18 protein-coding genes are annotated in these 20,020 nt (G+C 58.2%); 9 read left to right on the forward strand and 9 right to left on the reverse strand.

Annotation, left to right across the window (positions count from 1 at the left end; translation table 11 throughout):
* Positions 1-199 precede the first annotated feature (199 nt).
* The 3 genes from MT962_RS07000 to MT962_RS07010 are packed head-to-tail and all read left to right on the forward strand — an operon-like array spanning position 200 to position 3,452.
* Entirely contained in the window at positions 200-1,030 is an 831-nt protein-coding gene (locus MT962_RS07000) for a transketolase (RefSeq protein WP_024561334.1), read from the forward strand.
* Complete coding sequence (locus tag MT962_RS07005; protein ID WP_024555640.1) at positions 1,023-1,976, forward strand: transketolase C-terminal domain-containing protein; 954 nt, start codon at positions 1,023-1,025, stop codon at positions 1,974-1,976. The genes MT962_RS07000 and MT962_RS07005 overlap by 8 nt, the downstream gene beginning before the upstream one ends.
* A gap of 39 nt (positions 1,977-2,015) precedes the next feature.
* Positions 2,016-3,452 carry an L-fucose/L-arabinose isomerase family protein gene (locus MT962_RS07010; protein WP_024561336.1) on the forward strand — a complete coding sequence of 479 codons (1,437 nt, stop codon included), beginning with the start codon at positions 2,016-2,018 and terminating at the stop codon, positions 3,450-3,452.
* 83 nt (positions 3,453-3,535) lie between these two features.
* On the opposite strand, the gene MT962_RS07015 is transcribed toward MT962_RS07010, so the two are convergent.
* Together MT962_RS07015 and MT962_RS07020 are read right to left on the reverse strand one after the other, a co-directional pair.
* Positions 3,536-5,722 carry a TonB-dependent siderophore receptor gene (locus MT962_RS07015; RefSeq protein ID WP_247365262.1) on the reverse strand — a complete coding sequence of 729 codons (2,187 nt, stop codon included), beginning with the start codon at positions 5,720-5,722 and terminating at the stop codon, positions 3,536-3,538.
* 66 nt (positions 5,723-5,788) lie between these two features.
* A complete protein-coding gene (locus MT962_RS07020) occupies positions 5,789-6,865 on the reverse strand; it encodes a YncE family protein (RefSeq protein ID WP_247365264.1) in 1,077 nt (358 codons plus the stop codon).
* A gap of 258 nt (positions 6,866-7,123) precedes the next feature.
* On the opposite strand from MT962_RS07020, the gene MT962_RS07025 reads away from it, so the two are divergent.
* The 5 genes from MT962_RS07025 (at position 7,124) to tyrP (ending at position 12,882) form a co-directional block, all read left to right on the forward strand.
* Complete coding sequence (locus MT962_RS07025; RefSeq protein ID WP_024555644.1) at positions 7,124-7,321, forward strand: hypothetical protein; 198 nt, start codon at positions 7,124-7,126, stop codon at positions 7,319-7,321.
* Position 7,322: 1 nt separating this feature from the next.
* Positions 7,323-8,102 carry a hypothetical protein gene (locus MT962_RS07030; protein ID WP_024555645.1) on the forward strand — a complete coding sequence of 260 codons (780 nt, stop codon included), beginning with the start codon at positions 7,323-7,325 and terminating at the stop codon, positions 8,100-8,102.
* Positions 8,103-8,281: 179 nt separating this feature from the next.
* Positions 8,282-9,709 carry a glutamine synthetase family protein gene (locus tag MT962_RS07035; RefSeq protein ID WP_348773169.1) on the forward strand — a complete coding sequence of 476 codons (1,428 nt, stop codon included), beginning with the start codon at positions 8,282-8,284 and terminating at the stop codon, positions 9,707-9,709.
* A 41-nt stretch (positions 9,710-9,750) separates the two neighbouring features.
* Positions 9,751-11,145, forward strand: a complete 1,395-nt coding sequence (locus MT962_RS07040) for a trehalose-6-phosphate synthase (RefSeq protein WP_247365266.1) — start codon at positions 9,751-9,753, stop codon at positions 11,143-11,145.
* A gap of 525 nt (positions 11,146-11,670) precedes the next feature.
* Complete coding sequence (gene tyrP / locus MT962_RS07045) at positions 11,671-12,882, forward strand: tyrosine transporter TyrP (RefSeq protein ID WP_247365267.1); 1,212 nt, start codon at positions 11,671-11,673, stop codon at positions 12,880-12,882.
* 142 nt (positions 12,883-13,024) lie between these two features.
* Here the strand turns inward: tyrP and MT962_RS07050 are convergent, their stop codons facing one another.
* The 7 genes from MT962_RS07050 to MT962_RS07075 all read right to left on the reverse strand — a co-directional run bounded on the left by MT962_RS07050 (position 13,025) and on the right by MT962_RS07075 (position 18,983).
* Positions 13,025-14,323, reverse strand: a complete 1,299-nt coding sequence (locus MT962_RS07050) for a sorbosone dehydrogenase family protein (protein ID WP_247365268.1) — start codon at positions 14,321-14,323, stop codon at positions 13,025-13,027.
* Between the two features lie 9 nt (positions 14,324-14,332).
* Entirely contained in the window at positions 14,333-14,755 is a 423-nt protein-coding gene (locus MT962_RS07055; RefSeq protein WP_247365269.1) for a DUF2231 domain-containing protein, read from the reverse strand.
* Positions 14,756-14,879: 124 nt separating this feature from the next.
* Positions 14,880-15,296 carry a hypothetical protein gene (locus MT962_RS07060; RefSeq protein WP_024555651.1) on the reverse strand — a complete coding sequence of 139 codons (417 nt, stop codon included), beginning with the start codon at positions 15,294-15,296 and terminating at the stop codon, positions 14,880-14,882.
* 228 nt (positions 15,297-15,524) lie between these two features.
* On the reverse strand, positions 15,525-15,848 hold the full coding sequence (locus MT962_RS07065; RefSeq protein ID WP_024555652.1) for a four-helix bundle copper-binding protein: 324 nt from the start codon (positions 15,846-15,848) through the stop codon (positions 15,525-15,527).
* A gap of 155 nt (positions 15,849-16,003) precedes the next feature.
* Positions 16,004-17,062: an NAD(P)-dependent alcohol dehydrogenase gene (locus tag MT962_RS07070; protein WP_024561345.1), complete on the reverse strand. Its 1,059-nt coding sequence runs from the start codon at positions 17,060-17,062 to the stop codon at positions 16,004-16,006.
* Between the two features lie 128 nt (positions 17,063-17,190).
* Positions 17,191-17,319, reverse strand: a complete 129-nt coding sequence (locus tag MT962_RS22220) for a hypothetical protein (protein ID WP_268743696.1) — start codon at positions 17,317-17,319, stop codon at positions 17,191-17,193.
* Between the two features lie 1,127 nt (positions 17,320-18,446).
* Positions 18,447-18,983: a carboxymuconolactone decarboxylase family protein gene (locus tag MT962_RS07075; RefSeq protein WP_048888847.1), complete on the reverse strand. Its 537-nt coding sequence runs from the start codon at positions 18,981-18,983 to the stop codon at positions 18,447-18,449.
* A gap of 123 nt (positions 18,984-19,106) precedes the next feature.
* Here MT962_RS07075 and MT962_RS07080 point away from each other — a divergent pair, with 123 nt between their 5' ends.
* Positions 19,107-20,015, forward strand: a complete 909-nt coding sequence (locus MT962_RS07080; RefSeq protein WP_247365270.1) for an AraC family transcriptional regulator — start codon at positions 19,107-19,109, stop codon at positions 20,013-20,015.
* Positions 20,016-20,020: the final 5 nt, after the last annotated feature.

A 20,020-nucleotide genomic window follows, 5' to 3' on the forward strand; every position in this document is an offset into this window, starting at 1 on the left:
GGGCATATTTTTATCTCATGAATATAAAATCATGTATGAATATATATTCAGTGACAGGCAAGCAGAGCTCCTGCCTTTTTAGAGAACCCAGTAAAAGCGTCTAAAGGTAGCTCTGAACGACGTCGCGCTTTTACACCCCACCTGAATATATATTCAAGGTGGATTTTAAATTCACGAGGAATTCACCCGAGGTACCGTTATGAATCCTTTTATGCTCACGGTCGCTGAGCTTGAAAAGAAAGCCCGCGCGGTTCGTCGCCGTATCATCGTGCTGAACGCGCAAAGCCCGGCTGGCGGACATACCGGCGCGGACCTCTCGCAGGTCGAGCTGCTCACCGCCCTTTACTTTCGCATCCTGAACTGCGCGCCGCAGAACATGGCGAGCGACGAGCGGGATATTTATATCCAGTCCAAAGGCCACGCGGTTGGCGGCTACTACTGCGTGCTGGCAGAGGCCGGGTTTATTCCTGTCGAGTGGCTTTCAACGTATCAGCACGCGGATTCTCACCTCCCGGGCCACCCGGTGCGTCACAAAACCCCGGGCATTGAGCTTAACACCGGCGCACTCGGCCATGGCCTGCCGGTCGCGGTCGGCATCGCGCTTGCCGCCAAACGCAGCAACAGCACGCGTCGCGTCTTTGTGGTGACTGGCGATGGCGAACTGGCGGAAGGCAGCAACTGGGAAGCGGCGCTGGTCGCGGCCCATTATCAGCTCGACAACCTGATTATCATCAACGACAAAAACAGCCTGCAGCTGGCCGGCCCGACGAAAGAGATTATGAACACCGACCCGCTGGACGCCAAATGGCGCGCCTTCGGCCTGGCGGTGACTGAATGCAACGGCAACAGCATGCAGGACGTTGTCGATACCCTGGAAAACCTGAAGCCGAACGGCAAGCCTAACGTGGTTATTGCGCATACCACCAAGGGCGCGGGCGTCTCCTTTATACAGGGACGCGCGGAGTGGCATCACCGCGTGCCGAAAGAGGATGAAGTGGAACTGGCGCTGGAGGAACTGAAAGATGAGTAACAGCGAACATCTCGCAACGGTCATGGTTAATGCCTTTATCGACGCTGTCGAACGCGGCGTCGATCTGGTGCCGGTGGTGGCGGACTCCACCTCCACCGCCAAAATCTCGCCCTTTATTCAGCGGTTCCCCGACAGGCTGGTCAACGTCGGCATCGCTGAGCAAACGCTGGTGGGCGCCGCGGCCGGGCTCGCCATCGGCGGCAAAATCGCCGTCACTTGCAACGCCGCGCCTTTTTTAATTTCGCGCGCCAATGAGCAGATCAAAGTTGACGTTTGTTACAACAACACCAACGTGAAGCTGTTCGGCCTGAACGCGGGCGCCAGCTACGGCCCGCTCGCCAGCACCCATCACAGTATTGATGACATCGCCATCATGCGCGGCTTCGGCAATATTGAAATTTACGCCCCCTCCTGCCCGGTGGAATGCCGCCAGATAATTGATTACGCCCTGGAACACCAGGGACCGGTCTACATCCGGCTTGATGGTAAAGCGCTGCCGTTTTTGCATGACGAAAGTTATCGCTTCGTCCCGGGCAATATCGATGTGCTGCGTGAGGGCGAAGATATTGCGCTGGTGGCGATGGGCTCTACGGTGCATGAAATTGTCGATGCCGCCGCACACCTGGCGGACAGAGGTATTAGCGCTGCGGTAATCAGTGTACCGTCAATACGCCCCTGCGATACGCAAACGCTACTGGCTGCGCTTAAGCGCAGCAAAGCGGTGATAAGCGTGGAAGAGCACAACGTCAACGGCGGTGTAGGCAGCCTGGTGGCGGAAGTGTTAGCTGAAGCCGGCTGCGCGATTCCGCTGCGCCGGCTCGGCATCCCCGACGGCGAATATGCTATCGCCGCTGACCGCGCGGCGACGCGCAAGCGCCATGAAATCGACGCCGCAAGCGTTGCGCGTCATGCCGAACAGCTGTGCGCCAAAGCAGAACAAGAATAACAGGCAGTAGAAAGCTAACCCTCTTACTGGAGCATTGTTATGACCCGTATCCCACAACAACTGACCATGGGCATTATTATCGGCAACCGGGGCTTTTTCCCGAGCTATCTGGTGGCCGAAGCCCGCCAGCAGGCCATCACGCTTTTCGACCGTCTGGGCATCAATACGGTGATGGTGGATGAAAACCAGACCGAGCTTGGCGGCGTGGAAACCCGGCAGGAAGCGAAAACGTGCGCCGCGCTTTTTCGCCAGCATCGCGACAGTATTCACGGCATTGTGGTGCTGCTGCCTAACTTTGGCGATGAAAAAGCGGTGGCGGAAGCCATTCGCCTTTCCGGGTTAAATGTCCCGGTGCTGGTGCAAGCGCAAGAAGACAACCTCGATAAAATGGGCCTTGCCACCCGCCGCGATAGCTTCTGCGGCAAAATATCGCTGTGCAATAACCTTCGTCAGTACGGCATTCCTTTTACCCTCACCACCCAGCACGTCTGCGCTCTGACCAGCGACGTGTTTGAAAACGATTTACGGCGTTTTGAGCAGCTCTGCCGGGTGGTGACAGCCATGCGCGGCGTTCGCGTCGGCGCTATCGGCGCGCGCCCTGCCGGTTTTAATACCGTGCGCTACAGCGAAAAACTGCTGGAGAGAATGGGCGTGGCGGTGGAAACCCTGGATCTGTCAGAAGTGTTCACCCGCGTGAAGCTATTGCGCGATGACGATATCCGCGTGGAAGAAAAGCGCCGCGTGCTGCTGGATAACGCCGACGCCAGCGCCATCCCGGCGGAAAAAGTGGTCACAATGGCGAAGCTTTTCGTGGTGATAAGCGAATGGGTTATCGCCAATGATATCGACACCACCGCAATCCAGTGCTGGACCTCACTGCAGGAGAACCTCGGCATTAACGTCTGTTCGATTATGAGCGTGATGTCGGGCCAGCTGATGCCGAGCGCCTGCGAAGTGGATGTTATGGGCGCGCTCTCCATGTACGCGCTGGCGAGCTGCTCGCTCAACCCCGCCTCTATTGCCGACTGGAACAATAACTTCGGCGAGGAGCGCGACAAATGCGTGCTGTTCCACTGCGGAAACTTCCCGAGCGCCAGCCTGGAAAGCCCGGCGATGGGCACAGCGGATATCATTGGCACCACGGTGGGTAAAGAAAACACCTGCGGCGCGGTGCATGGTCGCCTAAAGAGCGGACCTATGACCTACTTCCGCCTGAGCACGGACGACTTAACGGGTGAGATACGCGCCTACGTGGGCGAAGGGAAATCGGTGGACGACGAGCTTGATACAGTGGGCTGCCGCGCGGTGGTTCAGGTGCCGCAGCTGGAGAATTTACTGGCGTGGATCTGTAATAACGGTTTTGAACATCACGTGGCCATGAACCACTCCTCCACGGCGCAAGTGCTGCATGAAGCCTTCACCCGCTATCTTGGCATCACAACCTACTATCACCAGCCGGCTACGCTTTTCAGGTAACACGCAAGCGCGGCCCGCCGTCATGACGTTTGACTCCACCAGTAAGGCCGTTTTGCTCCCGTCCGCAGACGGGAGCTTTTTTATCAGAAGTCGTAGCTCATCGACACCTTCAGCGTTCGCGGCTCGCCCTGATAGATGTAAAAACCGTTGGTCTCGACATTCGACCAGTACTTCTCGTTAGTCACGTTATCCAGCCCCACGCGCCAGACCATGTTGTTCTGATCCTGGTTCAGGCGCATGGTGTAGCGCATGCCGAGGTCGAGCGTGGTGAAGCTGTCGAGTTTTTTGGTATTGGCGGCATTCACATATTGCGAACCGCTATGGTTGAGGTTGGCGGTGGCCGTTAACCCTTCTACTGGCTGGATGTCATATTCCGCACCCAGCGCTGCGATGAAGTTCGGCACGCCCACTGCGTCGTTGCCGTCGTTCAGGCCGTCTTTGGTTTTGGTCAGCGTTGGATCAAGCCAGGTGGCGCTGCCGTTAAGGCGCAGGCCCGCCACTGGCTCGCCGAACAGGTTGAACTCAACGCCCCGGTTACGCTGTTCGCCATCCAGCGCATAGATTTTGGTGACGCTGTCCTGAAAAGCGGAAGGCTGCTTGATTTCAAACAACGCCAGCGACCCGCCAACGCGGCCGAAATCGACCTTCACGCCGACTTCGTTTTGTTTCGAATGGATGATGCCCGTGCTCTGCCCATAGTTCGCGGCGCCCTGCGGAGCGCTGCTGCCAGGCTGCAGCGCCTCGGTGTGGTTAGCGTAGAGCGAAACCTCCTGCCAGGGCTTATACACGATGCCGTAGGTCGGCATCCAGCGATCTTCGTTAAAGCGCGAATCTTGTTTTTCAGCGCCCGTGTTGTTGTCGTAACTGCGCACCACCACTTTTTGATAACGCGCGCCTAAGGTGAGCTGAACGGTATCGTCCAGCACGCCGAGCGTATCGCTCAACAACCAGCCCTGGCTGCGGGTGCGGCCCGTTGTCAGCGGGTCGTCATAGTCACCGGCGAAAGAGGCGTTAACAGGCACGTTTACCGGGTTGGTATCATAAATGTTGGTGGCCGGGTTCACTTTCGAAGAGCGCCAGGCGATTTTATCCCGGTGCGTCATCGCCGAGTAACCGACATTCGTCTTATGGCTGACAAACCCCGTATCAAAGTTGCCGCGCACGCCCACCATACCGCTGAAGTTATCAATGATCCGGTTAGTATCCAGACGACTGAAGGTGGCGTCGCCATCAGCGTTAGTGATTTTCGGCACGCCGTAGAGGCCGATTTCATGGGAGTGTTGACCGCCAACGCCTGCGTAAGCCGTCAAGCCGTCGACGAGATCATATTCCGCGCGCGCCAGGCCGAATTCGCTTTCGATATCGCTGTAGGCCCACTGCTGGCTGTAATTATGGGTGGCGTCCGGTACCTCAGGGATAAAATTCACGCCGCTCACATTGACGCCCAGCCGGCCGCCATGAAACGTCTGCTTCTGATAGCCTGCGTCAAACGAGGTGCGCAACCGGTCGCCGCGGTAATCCAGGCCCAGCGACGCCTGGGTGGTGCGACGATGTTCGCCATGAACGGCCGTGTCGCCTTCGCGGTGAACCAGATTAACCCGCGCGCCGAACTGGTTGTTATCGCCAAAGCGGCGCCCCACGTCGAGCGAGCCGCCCACCTGCGATGACGAGGTGTAATCCACGCCAACGCGGGTCAGGGGTAACTCATCGGCATGCTTCGGCTCAAGGTTGATCATGCCGCCCACGCCGGATGTCGCGGCGCCGTTGACCAGCGCGTTCGCCCCTTTAAAGACCTCCACCCGGTCGATCATCGACAGCCCCACCACCTGGCGCGGAATCACACCCGCCAGGCCGCCAATTGTGATGTCATCGCCGTTGAGCTGGAAACCGCGAATGCGGTAGGTTTCCTGGAAGTTGCCAAAGCCCTGCACGTTCTGCACGCTGGCGTCGTTGCGCACCACGTCGGCTATCGTTTTCGCCTGCTGATCTTCAATCAGTTTCAAGGTATAGCTGATGACGTTGAAAGGCACATCCATTGCGTTCTGCTCGCCGAGCATCCCGACACGCCCGCCATGGGCGACTTGCCCATCCAGATAAGCCGGCACCGGGGTATCGCCGCCCGGTTTAAAATCGTTTTTTGGGGCGGCCTGCACCACGACCGTATCTTCCTGGTTATTTGCTTCATTTGTAACGGCAGCGGCGTAAGCCGCCTGGGTTGCCGCGCCGATAGCCAGCGCCAGCAGCGTTTTACGTAACGGTGTGCGTTTCATTTCTGGTGTTTACCTTGCTGTAAAAGTGCGCAAAAAGGCCCGTCGCCGGGCCGAAAAAATGACGGTTTAAAGCGAAATGCGAACGATGCGGTCCAGACCTTTGGTGGAGTGGTCTTTGTTAAACGGCTGTTTGACGGTGACGTAAAGCGTCTGGCCGTCGGCGGAAACCAGCAGGCTGTTGGGGTTCGGCTTCAAATCCCAGCTCTGCTTCAGCGCATAAGTGGTGGCGTCGAGGCTCAATAGCTTGCCCGATTCGCGCTGGGTAAGGTAAAGCTCGTTACGCTTAGCGTTGAATTTCACCGCCAGCGAGTCGCCGGTATCGAGTTGTTTAATGAGATGGCCCGTGCGGATATCCAGCACCAGCGTGGTTTTCGCTTTGGAATTATCGGTGACGAAGAGGCGACCGGTTGCCGGGTCTTCCGCCATATTCAGCAGCAGCGCTTCTTTTTCGCCAAGCGGCTTCCAGCGTTTTTCGATGCGGTTGGTGCGCGGGTTAATCACGAGTATTTCACCGCCGCCGTTTGCCGCATAAAGGCGGTTTGTGGTGGGCGAGAAGTGCAGGCCAGTCACCCACTTGCCGGCGTTTTTAATGCGCGCTTTCAGCTTCAGCGTTTCGGCATCCACTACCCAGATAACGGCCGGATCACCCACGCCGCCCACATAAAGCAGCCCATCGCGCCAGAGGATTTCCCGCGCGCCGTAGGGGAAGCCTTTCTCGTTGCGCTCGCTGAACAGCAGCCGGCCTTTGACCTTGCCGTTAGCGGTATCGATAGCGCTAATGCCGCCATCAAGCGAGTTAGTAACAAACAGGGTTTTGCCTTCAGCATCCTGCGCCGCGCCAAAGTTTTTCAGATCGGTATGCGATTCGCCAAGGGTGTGAAGCGTTTTCGGGTCCAGCTTGTAGATAACCCCGCCCTGCACCTCTTTGAAAGATTGCGCCGTCGCCACGTAAATCGCGTGGTTTTGCGGGTTTTCCACCAGCTCATAAACGCCATAGGCCAGCTCACGCTGGAGTAAATCTGTTTTTTGGGCAGTCTGCGCGGCGGGAACGGCGGCAGCCTGCGGTTGAGCCGTTTTTTGCGCCGCGCAGCCGCCAAGGGCAAACGCCGCCAGCAGCGCGAGCGCGCAGGGTTTCATGGTCATAACAGCTTTTTCCTTTTTAAATAGCGGCACAGCGTGCCTTATTCGCCGCCAGCGCGGCGTTCGTTGTTGTTAGCGCCCTACAAAACGGAAGTGAAACCGCTTTTCACATCAAATGAGAATCATACTCATAATCATTAACTATTTAAAGCGTAAAAACAGGCGGGAAAAAGCCCGGCGGACGGAGATATCTCTTAAAAAGCAGACTGGCCATTCCCTTGCTTAATGCAGGCTCTCTATACTTTTTGGTCGGAGGAAAAGATGAAACGACTTTTTTTATCGCTTTTTAATAGCCCGGAAAAACTGCTGCAGGTCATCAGCCATGAGGAGATACAAGACTCTATCGATGACGGCGATCGTATTCTTATCGATGAAGACGGCAACGCGTCGGTGAATATTCATTGTCAGGCGGTGCAGGATGATTTTGCCCGCCATGTTGAAGCGCTAAAGCGAGCCTGAGATGGGAACAGCAATTTTTATGGTACTGATGGTGTGCGGCTACTGGTACACCAGCCGGGATCTTTCTACCCGGTTTCAGTTTAAACGCACGTCCGGCTGGGACGTTTACTTTCTGGTGGCGCTGAACGGCTGTATTTTCGTGCTTCAGGGTATTCTGGCCACCGCCATTCTCTGGCTGCTGCTGCTGCTGACGTCAATGACGATGAACGAGTTTCCGCAATGGTTCGGCCCAGAAGATCATCGTTACCACATGACGTTTATGAACTGGAGCTTTCTTGGCATCCAGGCGCCCGTGGTAATCATGCTCGCTTTCGCCATACTGTTTTGCCTTTACCGCTCAAACTGGGCGCGCAGCGCAAGGCTCGATAGCGCCGGGCGTCGGGAGCTTTACAAGCACCTGTCCCGGGCGAACGGCGTGGAAGGGTTGCTCTATCAGTGTATGGAGCAAGGCGAACTGGCGTGGGTGACGATGAAATCGCAGCGCATTTACATTGGAATGATCCACACCGCGACGTTTGACCGCGAAGACGCCAACAACATCGTGTTAATCCCGATGCTGAGCGGCTACCGCGACCACCAGACGCTGGACTTAAGAGTGGAGCATAATTACAGCGCCTGGTATGAGCGTCATAATATTACGCTGACCTCGAAACCGCGCACCGCGCTGGATTTCCGTAAGGTTATCCTGCTCGACCAGATTGAAAGCCTGTCGCTTTTTGAGCCGTCCCAGACGCTCTCTTTCGCCATGCGTGATGAAAGAGACAAGGCGCCGCAACGTTAGACCTCCCTTTATTAACGCGGGCATGCGACACGAGCCCGCTTTTTTTTCGCCCGTTCCCCGCCGCGTTTATATCGTGTTTATATTCCAGGACGCGCTTTTTATGCTTTTTTTACAACAACCTGCCTGAGAAAACGCCAGACTAGTTTTACCGCCGAAAGGCATCACTCAAAGACCCTGCTATGACGACAAAAATCGTGCGAGGCCGCTTTCGAAAACCGGCTGCCGCCGCGGCCGAAACCCTCTCTTCACCGGAGCCCGCCATGTTCTCCATGATGTTTCACTCAAGGCTGCTGGCGGAAAACTACGCGCCGCCCACTGTCACTTTCGCACAGGAGGCAATGACCTATTTGCGCGAACATCCTGAGACGGAGTTTATCGATATTTATCTGTATGACTGTCATGGCCGACCGCGCGGCAAAAAAATCGGCGTCGAGGCGCTGTTATCTCTTGAGGAGGGGTGCTACTTCCCGCTTTCGCTCTACGCCACGGAGATTGACGGCCAGATTGTTCAAGCCGGCGATGATGCCCTTTCCGCCATCGAGCCGGATCGCCTGTGTCTGCCGGTGCCGGGCACCTTAAAACCCTGCGCGAAAGACCCGAAACGCTACGCGCAGTTACAGCTGAGCATGCGCGAGCAGGATGGCGCGCCCTGCCCGCTGGAGCCGCGGGTTATCCTCCAGCGGGTGCTGAATACGTTTCACCAGCGCGGGCTTTATCCGGTCATCGCCCCTGAAATGGAGTTTTATCTCAGCGAAACGCCGGAAGAGACGGCGGCAGACGCCTGGCCTTTCTTCCAGATTGACGGCGCGCCGTCGGTTGCCGCCCTGCTTGCCGACATTGAACGTCATGCCGGGTTACAGACCCGCGGGTTGACCGGCATCGTGGCCGAGGCGGGAAGCGGGCAATATGAGCTTAACTTTCGCCATACCGATGACCCCCTCGCCGCCTGCGATAACGTGCTGGCGATGAAACGGTTGATTCGCCAGCTTGCGCAAGCGCACCACCATAGCGCCACTTTTATGGCCAAACCCCACAGCGACAAAGCAGGCAGCGGCATGCATTTTCATATCAGCCTGAATAACGCCCGGGGTGAGAACCTCTTCGCCGGGCCGCCGGAGGCGTTACCTGAAATCATGCTGCACGCCATGGCCGGGGTGCTGGCGCTGATGCCCGCTTCGCTGGCGCTTATCGCGCCCAACGTTAACGCCTGGCGGCGCCTGCGCCCGATGCTCGCCACGCCGCGTTTTTCCGGCTGGGGGCATAACAATCGCGCCACGGCGATACGCGTCCCCTGCTCATCTCCTAAAGCCCGGCGTTTTGAATACCGCCTCGCGGGCGCGGACGCTAACCCGTATCTGGTTGTCGCCACGCTGCTTGCGGCCATGCTCTACGGGCTTGATAAGGCGCCCGGGCTGCCACCTGCGGACGCCGCCCCGCCGCCGCTGCCAACCAACCAGCCGCACGCGTTAATGCTTTTTGCGCTCTCGCCCTGGCTGCGTGAACAGCTGGGCGACGATTTCGCCCGCCTGTGGCTGACCAGCAAGCGGGAAGCGCTGGCGCGTTTTGAACATGAAGTCACCGAGGCGGAAAAAGCCTGGCGGCTCTGAACCGTCGCCTGCGCGGCGCGAGATCCTCATCAGGAGAAATGATGTCCCGACTTATTATGGCGAGCAACCATTGCGACGTGTTGCACAAGGCGCCCGTCCGCCCGTTAACCGAAACGCTCTATGGCGTGGCGAAACAGCACAAAGCGCTGTGGCTGGGCTGGAATGGCGAGACAGGCAAAGATGAGCAAAACGCCGTCAGCCAGCGCGAGCTGGCGGACTGTGAGTTGGTTAACTGGCGCCTTTCAGACCAGGAATATGGCGATTACTATCACGGCTATGTGCATAAGCAGCTGTGGCCAGTATTTCACAACCGCCCCGATCTCGCGGTTTATCAGCCCGGCGCCTTTCAGGCTTACCGCAGCTACAACGAAAAGGTGGCGGAACGAATAGCGGAGCACCTCTGCCCGGACGATAGGGTATGGGCGCACGACTATCATCTGATGGCGGTAGCGAGAAATCTGAAGGAAGCAGGGTACTTAAACCGCTGCGGCTTCTTTTTGCACCATGCGTTCCCCCCTGGCGAAATTTTTCGCGCCCTGCCGGAGCATGACTGGCTGATGCAGTCGCTCTTTTATTACGACCTGTTGGGTTTTCAGTCCCGTAACGACGCCAGCCATTTCATTACCTGGCTTTCACGCCGTTACCGCACGGAAAAGGTGACGGAGACGCTGTTTCGCGTAAACGGCCACCTGCTGCGGGTAGGCGTTTTCCCCTGCGGCGTAGCGCCTTCGTCAGCGCCGCCCGTCCCGACGCCCCAGCATAAACCCCGCTGGATAGTCAGCACCGATGTGATAAGCGACGCCAGCGGCATCGCCTGGCGGCTTGCCGCGCTACGTCAGCTGCTGGAGCAGCACCCGCAATATTTGCATGACGTTACGCTGGTTCAGGTCTGCGACCTGGCGAGGGAATCGCCCTGCTTCACACCAGGTTTGCGCCAGCAGCTTGAACGGCTCTGCGGCGAACTCAACGGCGGCTACGGCGATTTCAACTGGTCGCCGGTCAACTATTTGCATAACGAGCCGCTGGCGCCGGCGTGGCGGGAAACGCTCTACGCGCAATCCTGCGTCGCGTTGTTTACGCCCTTTTGCGAAGGGATGTCGCTTGAGGCGAAAAAGTACATTCTGGCGCAAAACCCGGCGGACCCCGGCGTGCTTATCCTTTCGCACTTTACCGGGGCCGCCGAACAGCTTAGCGGAGCGTTACTCGTTAATCCCTATGACCCCAGCGAACTTTGCGACGCGTTGCATTCCGCGCTCTCCATGCCGCTGGCGGAACGCAAAAGACGCCATCAACAGCTGCGTCAGCAGGTTTGCCACTACAACCATCACTGGTGGGCTAACGCCTTTCTCAGCGCGCTAAACGATGACCGGGCGCAAACCCCCGGGCGATTGTTACGCTCGCCGTTGCGTCTTTTCACGCCACCAGGCCGTTACTGACGACCCCGGGTTTGTACCGTTTTCTGAACAACCCTGGCGGCGACGTCGGGGTTGCACCTTTCTCGTTCTCGCGTGCTCAGCGCAAATTTTCAACACAGTTTATCCACAGGCGCTTTTACCAACACTTTATCCACAGTCAGGGCTGTTATCTAACAGATCCGGTGGGCTACTTTTTAACCACTTAAGCGGCAAATAAGATCTTTTTCGATCCCCGCCCTGCGCAGTCGGCGGGCTTTAAGCACAGGCTGGATCGCGCTGGATTATGCGGAGGGCAAAAATGTGACATCCCGCCAATGAGAAAGTTGGTTAATTTAACGAAGCGGTAGGTTTATCGGGAAAGTAGTGATTTTAACGAAGCGTAAACGCCGCAAAGATTATCGCATTCCCCTTCCCTGTTCCAGCTGGTTCGCCCTCTGTAGGTGTAAAGCTGGGGTGACAATACTTGTCACTGCGGTTTGACGCCCGGACGTGAATCCCTTACCCTTCGCGCCATTATTTTTTGTGAGCGTAGTTTCAGAGGGAAGCGTGAAGAATCGCACTCTTGGCAGTGTTTTTATCGTGGCGGGCACCACTATTGGCGCCGGTATGCTGGCAATGCCGCTTGCCAGCGCCGGGGTAGGAATGGGTATCACTTTGCTGTTGTTGATAGGCATGTGGGCGCTGATGTGTTACACCGCCCTGCTGCTGGTGGAAGTGTATCAGCATGTACCGGCGGATACGGGCCTTGGCTCGCTGGCGCGGCGCTATCTCGGTCGGCCCGGACAGTGGCTGACGGGCTTCAGTATGCTGTTTTTAATGTACGCCCTGACCGCCGCCTATATCAGCGGCGCGGGCGAGCTGCTGGCGGCAAGCTTCAGCGACTGGCTGGCTATTCCGCTCTCGCCTTCCACAGGCGTACTGCTTTTCACGGTAGTGGCTGGCGCAATAGTCTGTATCGGCACCACCATGGTAGACCTGTTTAACCGTCTGCTTTTTAGCGCCAAGATCGTTTTACTGCTGGTCATGCTGGCGCTGTTGATGCCGCATGTACACCGGGCGAATCTGCTGTCGATGCCGCTTGAGCAAGGCCTCGCCTTTTCCGCTATTCCCGTGATTTTTACCTCTTTTGGCTTTCACGGCAGCGTGCCGAGCATCGTCAGCTATCTGAACGGCGATATTCGCAAGCTGCGCCTGGTCTTTATTACCGGCAGCGCCATTCCGCTCGTCGCCTATCTCTTCTGGCAACTGGCGACGCTTGGCGCCATCGACTCCGCGACCTTCAACCACCTGCTGGCGAACCACGCCGGGCTTAACGGCCTGTTACAGGCGGTGCGTCAGGTAGTGGCCTCCCCGCACGTGGAGCTGGCGGTGCATCTGTTTGCCGATCTCGCGCTGGCGACCTCTTTCCTTGGCGTATCGCTCGGGCTGTTTGATTACCTGAGCGACATGTTCCAGCGCAGCCGTAAAGTGGGCGGCCGCCTGCAAAGCGGGCTGATTACGTTTCTCCCGCCGCTCGCGTTCGCGCTCTTTTATCCGCAGGGGTTTGTGATGGCGCTCGGCTACGCCGGGGTCGCGCTCGCCATACTGGCGCTGATTATCCCGGCGCTGCTGGTCTGGAAAAGCCGCGAGCAAACGCCGCGCCAGCCATGGCGAGTCGCGGGAGGTAAGCCGTTGCTGGCGCTGGTCGTGGCGTGCGGCGTGGGCATCATCGCGATCCAGGCGCTGATGGCGGCGGGCCTGCTGCCCAAGGTTGGTTAAGCCGAACAAGCAGCGCATCGGCGGGCAGCGTTATGCTTGCCCGCCACGGGCGCTCAGGTGTTTTTTCCTGTGGGACTGCCGTACGCCCCTCCCCTCCCCCGGTCAGTTTATTCTATGGCAGGCGTTGGCGGCGAAACCTGGGTTAGCCGCCCGCCGCGCTCACGCGCCAGACGATATTTCCGGCGTCATCCGCAATCAGCAGCCCGCCGCGGCTGTCCATCGCCAGCCCCACCGGCAGACCGCGCACCTCTTTTTCGTCATCGGTAAGAAAACCGGAGACCACCGTCTTTGGCGTCCCTACCGGCATGCCGTCGCGAAACGCCACCCAGATGACCCGATACCCGTTAAGCGGCTTGCGGTTCCAACTGCCATGCTCGCTGATGAAAGCGCCGTTTTCATAGCCCGGCAGGCCGTTCGCGCCGGAAAAAGCGAGCCCCAGCGGCGCCACGTGAGAGCCGATGGCGTAATCGGGCTTGATCGCTTTTGCCACCATATCGGGACGCGGCGGCTGTACGCGCTCGTCGACATGCTGGCCGAAATAGCTCCACGGCCAGCCGTAGAAGCCATGCTCCTGCACGGAGGTGAGGTAATCGGGCACCAGGTCCGAGCCAATTTCATCACGCTCGTTGACAATCGCCCACAGCTTGCCGCTTTGCGGCTCCCACTGCAGGCCGGTTGGGTTACGCAGGCCGCTGGCGTAAATCCGGCTTGCGCCGGTGGCGGCGTCCACTTCCAGCACCGCGGCGCGCCGGTACTCCGCGCCGATGCCGTTTTCGGTAATATTGCTGTTCGACCCGACGCCCACGTAAAGCTTGCTGCCGTCCGGGCTCGCCAGCAGCGACTTCGTCCAGTGATGGTTTATCGGCCCGCCGGGCAGTTCCGTCAGCAGCGCGCCGGGCGCGGTAATGCGCGTCTGGCCAATCTGATAAGGGAACGTCATTAGCCCGTCGGCATTCGCCACATACAGCGTGTTGCCGATAAGCTGCACGCCAAAAGGCGAATGCAGGTTTTCAAGAAAGCGATGTTTTTCCCAGCCGCCCGCCGTCGGGCGCAGCAGCGTAATGCTGTCGCCGCCCTCGCCCCCTTTGCCGGAGGACTTCTGCACGATGCCCATGATAAGCGATTTCGGGAATCCCACCGGTTTGCCTTTCGGCGCGTTGGCCTCCACCACCAGCACATCATTATTTGGCAGCACATAAACCTGACGCGGATGTTTCAGCCCCTCGGCGATTTTTTCAATTTTCAACCCCTCGGCGACTTTCGGCATTTCGCCCGCCTTCCACGGCACCCCTTCAGGCACCTGCATCGGCGGCATCAGAAAGTTCTTCGCCTCGGGCAGCGCCGGGTTCGGGCCGATTTGCTTTGCCGGGTCGATGGCGGAATCATCATTACAGCCCGCCACAAGCAGCGCGGACAACACAGCAATCGCTAACGCTCTCATCGTTGCTCCTTATGCGCGGGTGCGCAGCGCCAGTTGAACATTAGCGATGCTGATTAGCAGCACCACCAGCGTGGAGAGAATAACGCCAAACGGCACCACGGCATACGCGTCGCGGCTATGAATAAAGGCGTTGAGAATAGCGAGCAGGATGGCCAGCAGATTCAGCCAGAAGTCGAGGCGGTAAGCGCGCACATAAGCGCCGTTGCGGCCCCACCAGGTTTGCACCAGGTTAATGAGCCGGGGAAGAATGGCGATAAGCAGCCCAAAGAGAATTAACCAGCTGGCGCCCTGGTTCCAGAACACCTGAAAGGTTTTCATATAGAGGATGTCGAATAGCCAGGCGGCGGCGAAAAAACCGAGCGGCAGCGGGTTGAGCAGTTCATAGAGCGTCAGCGCAAGCGCTGAACGACGTGGCGGTGCGTCTCTTTCCATATCAGGCTCCAGTGGAATGAAGGAGAGCCGTTGCGCCGCCTGCTTCCTCCCGGGCCACGCAACCGCAAAGGTGCCTGAAATAGCGTAGTAAAAGATTAGTGAACCGATCGCGGTTCGATAACAATTAGTGCCTGAATACCACGTTTTTCTGTTGCGCTTTCATGTCGCGCAGCGCTCTCTCCGCTTCGGTGGTTTTAATAAGCCACAGGCGAGTGAACCCTTGCAAATTGCCATAGGTATAGTTGAAGTTTTCCGTATTCAGCGCCTGGCTGACGGTGAGCAGCCGCTCGCCTTCGCGGCGACGGGTCTTGTGAAACGCCACAAAAATACCTTCATCATGCAGCCGCGCCAGCACTTCACGAGCAGACATATCCGCGCTCAGATCGTTATCCGCCACCTGAAAGAAAAACACCACCACCTTCACCATGCCAAAAGAGGCGGACTCCAGGCTCTGGTAAAGCAAATTGGTGGCGTAGAGCGGGTCGCCGCTCAGCGCGTTATGTATGCGATCAATAATGACATCAGCTCGGCTTCGGCTCATCTTCGCTTCCTTTTTTATTCATTGTAATCGCAGCCGGCCGCATTCGGTGAGGGTTAATCACGTCGACTGTGTTTTTCAGGGGCAAGAGAAAGTAAAGCACTGAACGCAAAGCGCGCGCTTTAAGACATTTGGCTGATTTGACAGAGAAAAGCTAAACCCAGGCTGATTTGCGCAAGGCGTGAAAAGCGACGAAAGCATGAAAACGCGCCCGCAGGGGGCGCATGCTCATCAGGCCATGTCGCGACAGAGTTTGGCGCAACGCAGGCAGGCGTCGGCGCACTTCTGGCAGTGATCCATCGGGTGCTGACGGCAGGTTTTGCCGCATTCTTCACAAATCTCGGCACACAGTTGGCAAACTGATTTCGCCCAGGTGCTTCCCATCGCCATAAACTGCGCCGCCAGGCGGCAGAGGTTGGCGCACTGCATATCCAGACGGATGCAGTCGCGCATCATGCCCGGGTCTTCTTCTTTCAGGCAGGATGCGGCGCAATAGTCGCAGGCCGCGGCGCAGTCGTAACAGGCTTCGATACATTCCGCATATTGTAAGGACATACATTTCTCCTGTTGTGATTGAACACGCCCTTAAGCCTGGACGCCAGGAGGAAGATATGCCAGCGCAGCCGACGTTTATAGCGAAGGGATATAACGCAGACGAGGCAATAACAAGAAGCCCCGCGCGACGCAGGGCCTGAAGGAAGCGGCGTTCATCAGGGGATTTTCAGTGTATCCATATCGATGACGAAGCGATATTTCACATCGCTGTTCTCCAAACGAACCCACGCTTCGTTAATATCCTGGATGCGGATCATCTCTACCTCCGCCGTAATGCCGTGTTCGCCGCAGAAGTCGAGCAGCTCCTGGGTTTCCGCAATGCCGCCGATGGCGGAGCCCGCCAGCGCACGTCGCCCCATGATCATCGCCACCGTATTGGCGGTGGGGTTGATGTTGCCTAACTGACCGACAAAGACCAGCGTGCCGTCTACTTGCAGCGTCATGATATAGGGGTTGATGTCATGCTCATAAGGCACGGTGTCGATGATGAGTTCAAACGCTCCCCATACCGACTCCATCTGCCCCGGGTCAGTGGAAATCACCACGTTGTGCGCGCCGAGGCGGCGGGCGTCATCTGCTTTCCCGGGCGAACGGGTAAACAGCGTCACTTCCGCGCCCAGCGCGCGGGCAAGCTTTATCGCCATATGGCCCAGGCCGCCAAGCCCTATCACCGCGACTTTACTGCCCTCGCCCACGTTCCAGTGCCGCAGCGGCGACCAGGTGGTAATGCCCGCGCATAATAGCGGCGCGGCCGACTTCAGATTCATCCCGGGAGGGATCTTCAGCACAAACGCTTCAGAGGCGACGATACACTGAGAGTAGCCGCCATAGGTCGGCTGATGATCATGCCTGTCGAAACCGTTATAGGTCTGAGTGCAACCCTTTACGCAGTATTGCTCAAGCCCCTTCTTGCAGGGGTCGCAGTCGCGGCAGGCGTCGACCATGCAGCCGATAGCGGCATACTCACCCACTTTGAACTTAGACACTTCGCTGCCCACCGCTCTGACGCGGCCGATAATTTCATGTCCGGGCACGAGGGGATAGTGGCTGAATCCCCAGTCGTTGCGCGCCTGGTGCAAATCCGAATGGCAAACGCCGCAGTAGAGTATCTCCAGCACCACATCATCAGGGCGCGGATCGCGACGGGTGATTTCAAGCGGTCCGAGCGGACTTTTTGCAGTCCGGACAGCATAGCTGAGCACTTTCTTAGTCATGGCCTTCTCCTCCAGGAAACGAGACGATGATTAATTTTTGTACTGCTCATTTCTTATACTGCTCAGCACTGACCTTTTCCATTCATTCTACGGGGCTGCCGTTTACTTTTTTGCGATAGCGATATGCGTCATGGCGGTTTCGGGCGTCGCGTCGCCTGCCCGGGCACCCGGAATGGCGAGTCGATGCGCACCTGGCCGGTAAACCATTCTTCAGGTCCGCGTATGGAAGGTTGTGAACCGCTGTGGGTAATTTTCATTTTCTGCTCCTTAAAAGCGCTTAAATCCTCTTCTACCCTAACAAAGCCGGGCCTGCGGAATTAGGCCGATAACTTCGCATGGTCTTATGAACCAGTTTTATAAATGGGAGGGGCTTGAGGGGCGCAGGCGGCTCAGGCGGCTCAGGCGCTGGGCCTTACTCTTTCAGGATATATGCACGGGCGGTGAACTGTTCCGTTCGCCAGAATGTTGTTTTCATATGTACCCTTCCTTCACGCGAACGTGCCAGGGGGCTTCGCCGCCAGCCCCCTGGCGACCCCGGCTCCCGGCACGCAAAATCGACCCCTTCGGGGCAGACCTTCCGGTCTGTCATCTGGCTTCGGGTCGGTCCTGACGGTGCATCCCTGCACCGACATGACCTCACGCCGGTTCCCTTCGGCGTGCCCCGGCCATCTGCCCGCCCGGAAGGCGATTTTGAGGCCGGATAAACGTCACCGCTGACAGGCTGACGAAAATAATCATGGTGGTGTTGCTGTAGGGCAGGACACGTTTTGGTGGTTCGGAGGGCGAGCAAGCGCAGCGCCACTTGCTGTTTTTTATCCCTCGCCCCTTTAGGGTGAGGGATAAATGACGGCACGGCTGTATCCCAGCCGTTAAAGCGAAACAATTCCTGCAACAGAATAAAACGCTGAAGGGGAGGACAAGTCCGGCCTCGAAATCGCCTCAGCTTTTTCACGGTAGCCGGGGCGCACCGGCTGGACCCGGCGTGAGGTCATGTCGGTGCAGGGACAAAAACGCCGGGAGCGTTTTTGAACAACGCAAAGCGTTGGCCCCGAAGGGGCGAGGCCCATTGATGGGCCGAGTAAACACTGTCATGCCCGACCCAAAGCCAGCGGGGAAAAGATGAGGTTTCCCGCTTCAGCGGGCGATTTTGCGAGCCGGGAGCCGGGATTGTTAAGGGGGCGGCGGCGAGCCCCCTTAACACGTTCGCGTGAGAGGAGGTGACATATAAAGACAACGCTCTGGCGAACGTAACCCTACCGCCGGCGCATATCTCCTGAGAGAGTAAGGCTCAGGGCCTGAGCCGCCTACCCCCCTCACCCCAAAAGGGACGAGGGAGAAAACCCGCGTACCCTTTCACTCACCTCACCTGCACCCTGCAGGCAACTCAATCCGCTTTCGGGAAATCCACCACCGTGTCGTTCACGCGGTTAATCATATTGGTGAACAAAATCGCGCTGATGGCGCTGATAATTTCCACCACCTGTTGATCGGTAAACCCTTCGGCGCGCAGGGCGTCCACGTCTGCGGCGGGCAGCGTGCCGCGGGTGGTGACGACGGTGCGGGCAAAGCGGGTCAGCGCGTCGAAATGGCTGTCTTCAGCGTAGTCAGCCGCCCGCAGCGCTTTAATCTGTTCAGGCGTAAAGCCCGCTTTTTTCGCCATCAGGGTATGCGCCGCCAGGCAATAATCACAGCCGGTAGCTTCGCTTACCGAAAGGTTAATCGCCTCCAGCTCTTTCGCGCTCAGCGCCCCTTTGCGCAGCGCGGCGTTGTGCTGCAACGCCTGGGAAAGCACTTCCGGCGAGTTAGCGCCGATAGTCACATAGGCATTCGGCACTTTGCCCATGGCGGATTTAATGGCGCCGAAAAGCTGCGCGGTTTTGCCAGTGGCCTGTTCCGGGTTGATGGATTGTAAACGGCTCATGATATGCTCCTGTTAAGTTGTTGGTTTCCGCCCTGTTGGCGATGGCTGTAGAGTACCGCTGCCGCCCGCGCGCTTCTGCCGCCCATCGTCTTAGCTTTTTGTCTTATCGTCTCAGGAAGGATTATGGATACGCTCAGTCAGCTTATTGCTTTGCTTGCGCCGCACGGCGCCGTGGACCAGCACTGCCGCTTCGCCGGGCACTGGGAAGCCGACCACCCGCAAACGCCCGCAGGGGTTATGCCCTGGCACGCTATCCTTGCAGGTGAAGCGCTACTGGAGACGAAGGGTCAAACCATCAGGGTTAAAGCAGGCGATGTCTTACTGCTGCCCCACGGTTCGCCGCATTTACTCAGCAGCCTGGCGCGGCAAGGCGCGCTTGCGACAAAAACCCGGCGGCACAACGGCACGCTTACCGAAGTGATGACCGAAGGCGAAGGCGGCGAGCTAGAACTGCTCTGCGGCGAATTTCATTTTGGGGTAAACGGCGCGCTGCTTTTTGATGGCGCAGACGGCGTAGTGCGGGTGGAAACCGCAGCGCGCGACGACTGCCATTCGCTGCGCGCCCTGCTGGCGATGCTGGGTGAAGAGAGTCTCAGCGGCAAGCCGGGCGCCGCCGCCATTGTGCGCGAGCTCACCGCCACCTTTTTGACGCTGCTGCTGCGCGCCCTGCTTCACGAGAACGCGCCCGGCATGCTGGCGCTGCTGGCGGACAAACGCCTCGCCCCGGCGGTAGCGGCCGTGTTCAGCGAGCCCGCCGCGCCATGGACGCTGGAAGGGCTGGCGGAGCGCTGTTTTCTCTCCCGCGCCACCTTTGCCCGCCACTTCGCCAGCCGTTACGCTGTCACGCCGCAAGTCTGGCTGACGCAGGTGCGCATGGCGCTGGCGGCCCGTCTGCTCGCAAACGGCGACATGGCGGTAGGCCGCGTGGCGGAAGCCTGCGGCTACCAGACCCAGGCGGCCTTTACGCGGGCGTTTAAAAGCTGCTACGCCGTTACGCCCGGCCAGTTCCGCCTGCGGGAAGAGGCGGCGTAACGCAT

Source organism: Franconibacter sp. IITDAS19, from assembly GCF_023079515.1.
Lineage (GTDB): Bacteria > Pseudomonadota > Gammaproteobacteria > Enterobacterales > Enterobacteriaceae > Franconibacter > Franconibacter pulveris.

Coding starts and splice junctions, on each gene's coding strand:
- MT962_RS07020 (WP_247365264.1), bottom strand. CDS start 6,865: ATGACCATGAAACCCTGCGCGCTCGCGCTGCTGGCGGCGTTTGCCCTT.
- MT962_RS07075 (WP_048888847.1), bottom strand. CDS start 18,983: ATGAGCCGTTTACAATCCATCAACCCGGAACAGGCCACTGGCAAAACC.
- MT962_RS07000 (WP_024561334.1), top strand. CDS start 200: ATGAATCCTTTTATGCTCACGGTCGCTGAGCTTGAAAAGAAAGCCCGC.
- MT962_RS07035 (WP_348773169.1), top strand. CDS start 8,282: ATGACGACAAAAATCGTGCGAGGCCGCTTTCGAAAACCGGCTGCCGCC.
- MT962_RS07015 (WP_247365262.1), bottom strand. CDS start 5,722: ATGAAACGCACACCGTTACGTAAAACGCTGCTGGCGCTGGCTATCGGC.
- MT962_RS07025 (WP_024555644.1), top strand. CDS start 7,124: ATGAAACGACTTTTTTTATCGCTTTTTAATAGCCCGGAAAAACTGCTG.
- MT962_RS07030 (WP_024555645.1), top strand. CDS start 7,323: ATGGGAACAGCAATTTTTATGGTACTGATGGTGTGCGGCTACTGGTAC.
- MT962_RS07050 (WP_247365268.1), bottom strand. CDS start 14,323: ATGAGAGCGTTAGCGATTGCTGTGTTGTCCGCGCTGCTTGTGGCGGGC.
- MT962_RS07010 (WP_024561336.1), top strand. CDS start 2,016: ATGACCCGTATCCCACAACAACTGACCATGGGCATTATTATCGGCAAC.
- MT962_RS07040 (WP_247365266.1), top strand. CDS start 9,751: ATGTCCCGACTTATTATGGCGAGCAACCATTGCGACGTGTTGCACAAG.
- MT962_RS07070 (WP_024561345.1), bottom strand. CDS start 17,062: ATGACTAAGAAAGTGCTCAGCTATGCTGTCCGGACTGCAAAAAGTCCG.
- MT962_RS07005 (WP_024555640.1), top strand. CDS start 1,023: ATGAGTAACAGCGAACATCTCGCAACGGTCATGGTTAATGCCTTTATC.
- MT962_RS07055 (WP_247365269.1), bottom strand. CDS start 14,755: ATGGAAAGAGACGCACCGCCACGTCGTTCAGCGCTTGCGCTGACGCTC.
- MT962_RS07065 (WP_024555652.1), bottom strand. CDS start 15,848: ATGTCCTTACAATATGCGGAATGTATCGAAGCCTGTTACGACTGCGCC.
- MT962_RS07080 (WP_247365270.1), top strand. CDS start 19,107: ATGGATACGCTCAGTCAGCTTATTGCTTTGCTTGCGCCGCACGGCGCC.
- MT962_RS07060 (WP_024555651.1), bottom strand. CDS start 15,296: ATGAGCCGAAGCCGAGCTGATGTCATTATTGATCGCATACATAACGCG.
- MT962_RS22220 (WP_268743696.1), bottom strand. CDS start 17,319: ATGAAAATTACCCACAGCGGTTCACAACCTTCCATACGCGGACCTGAA.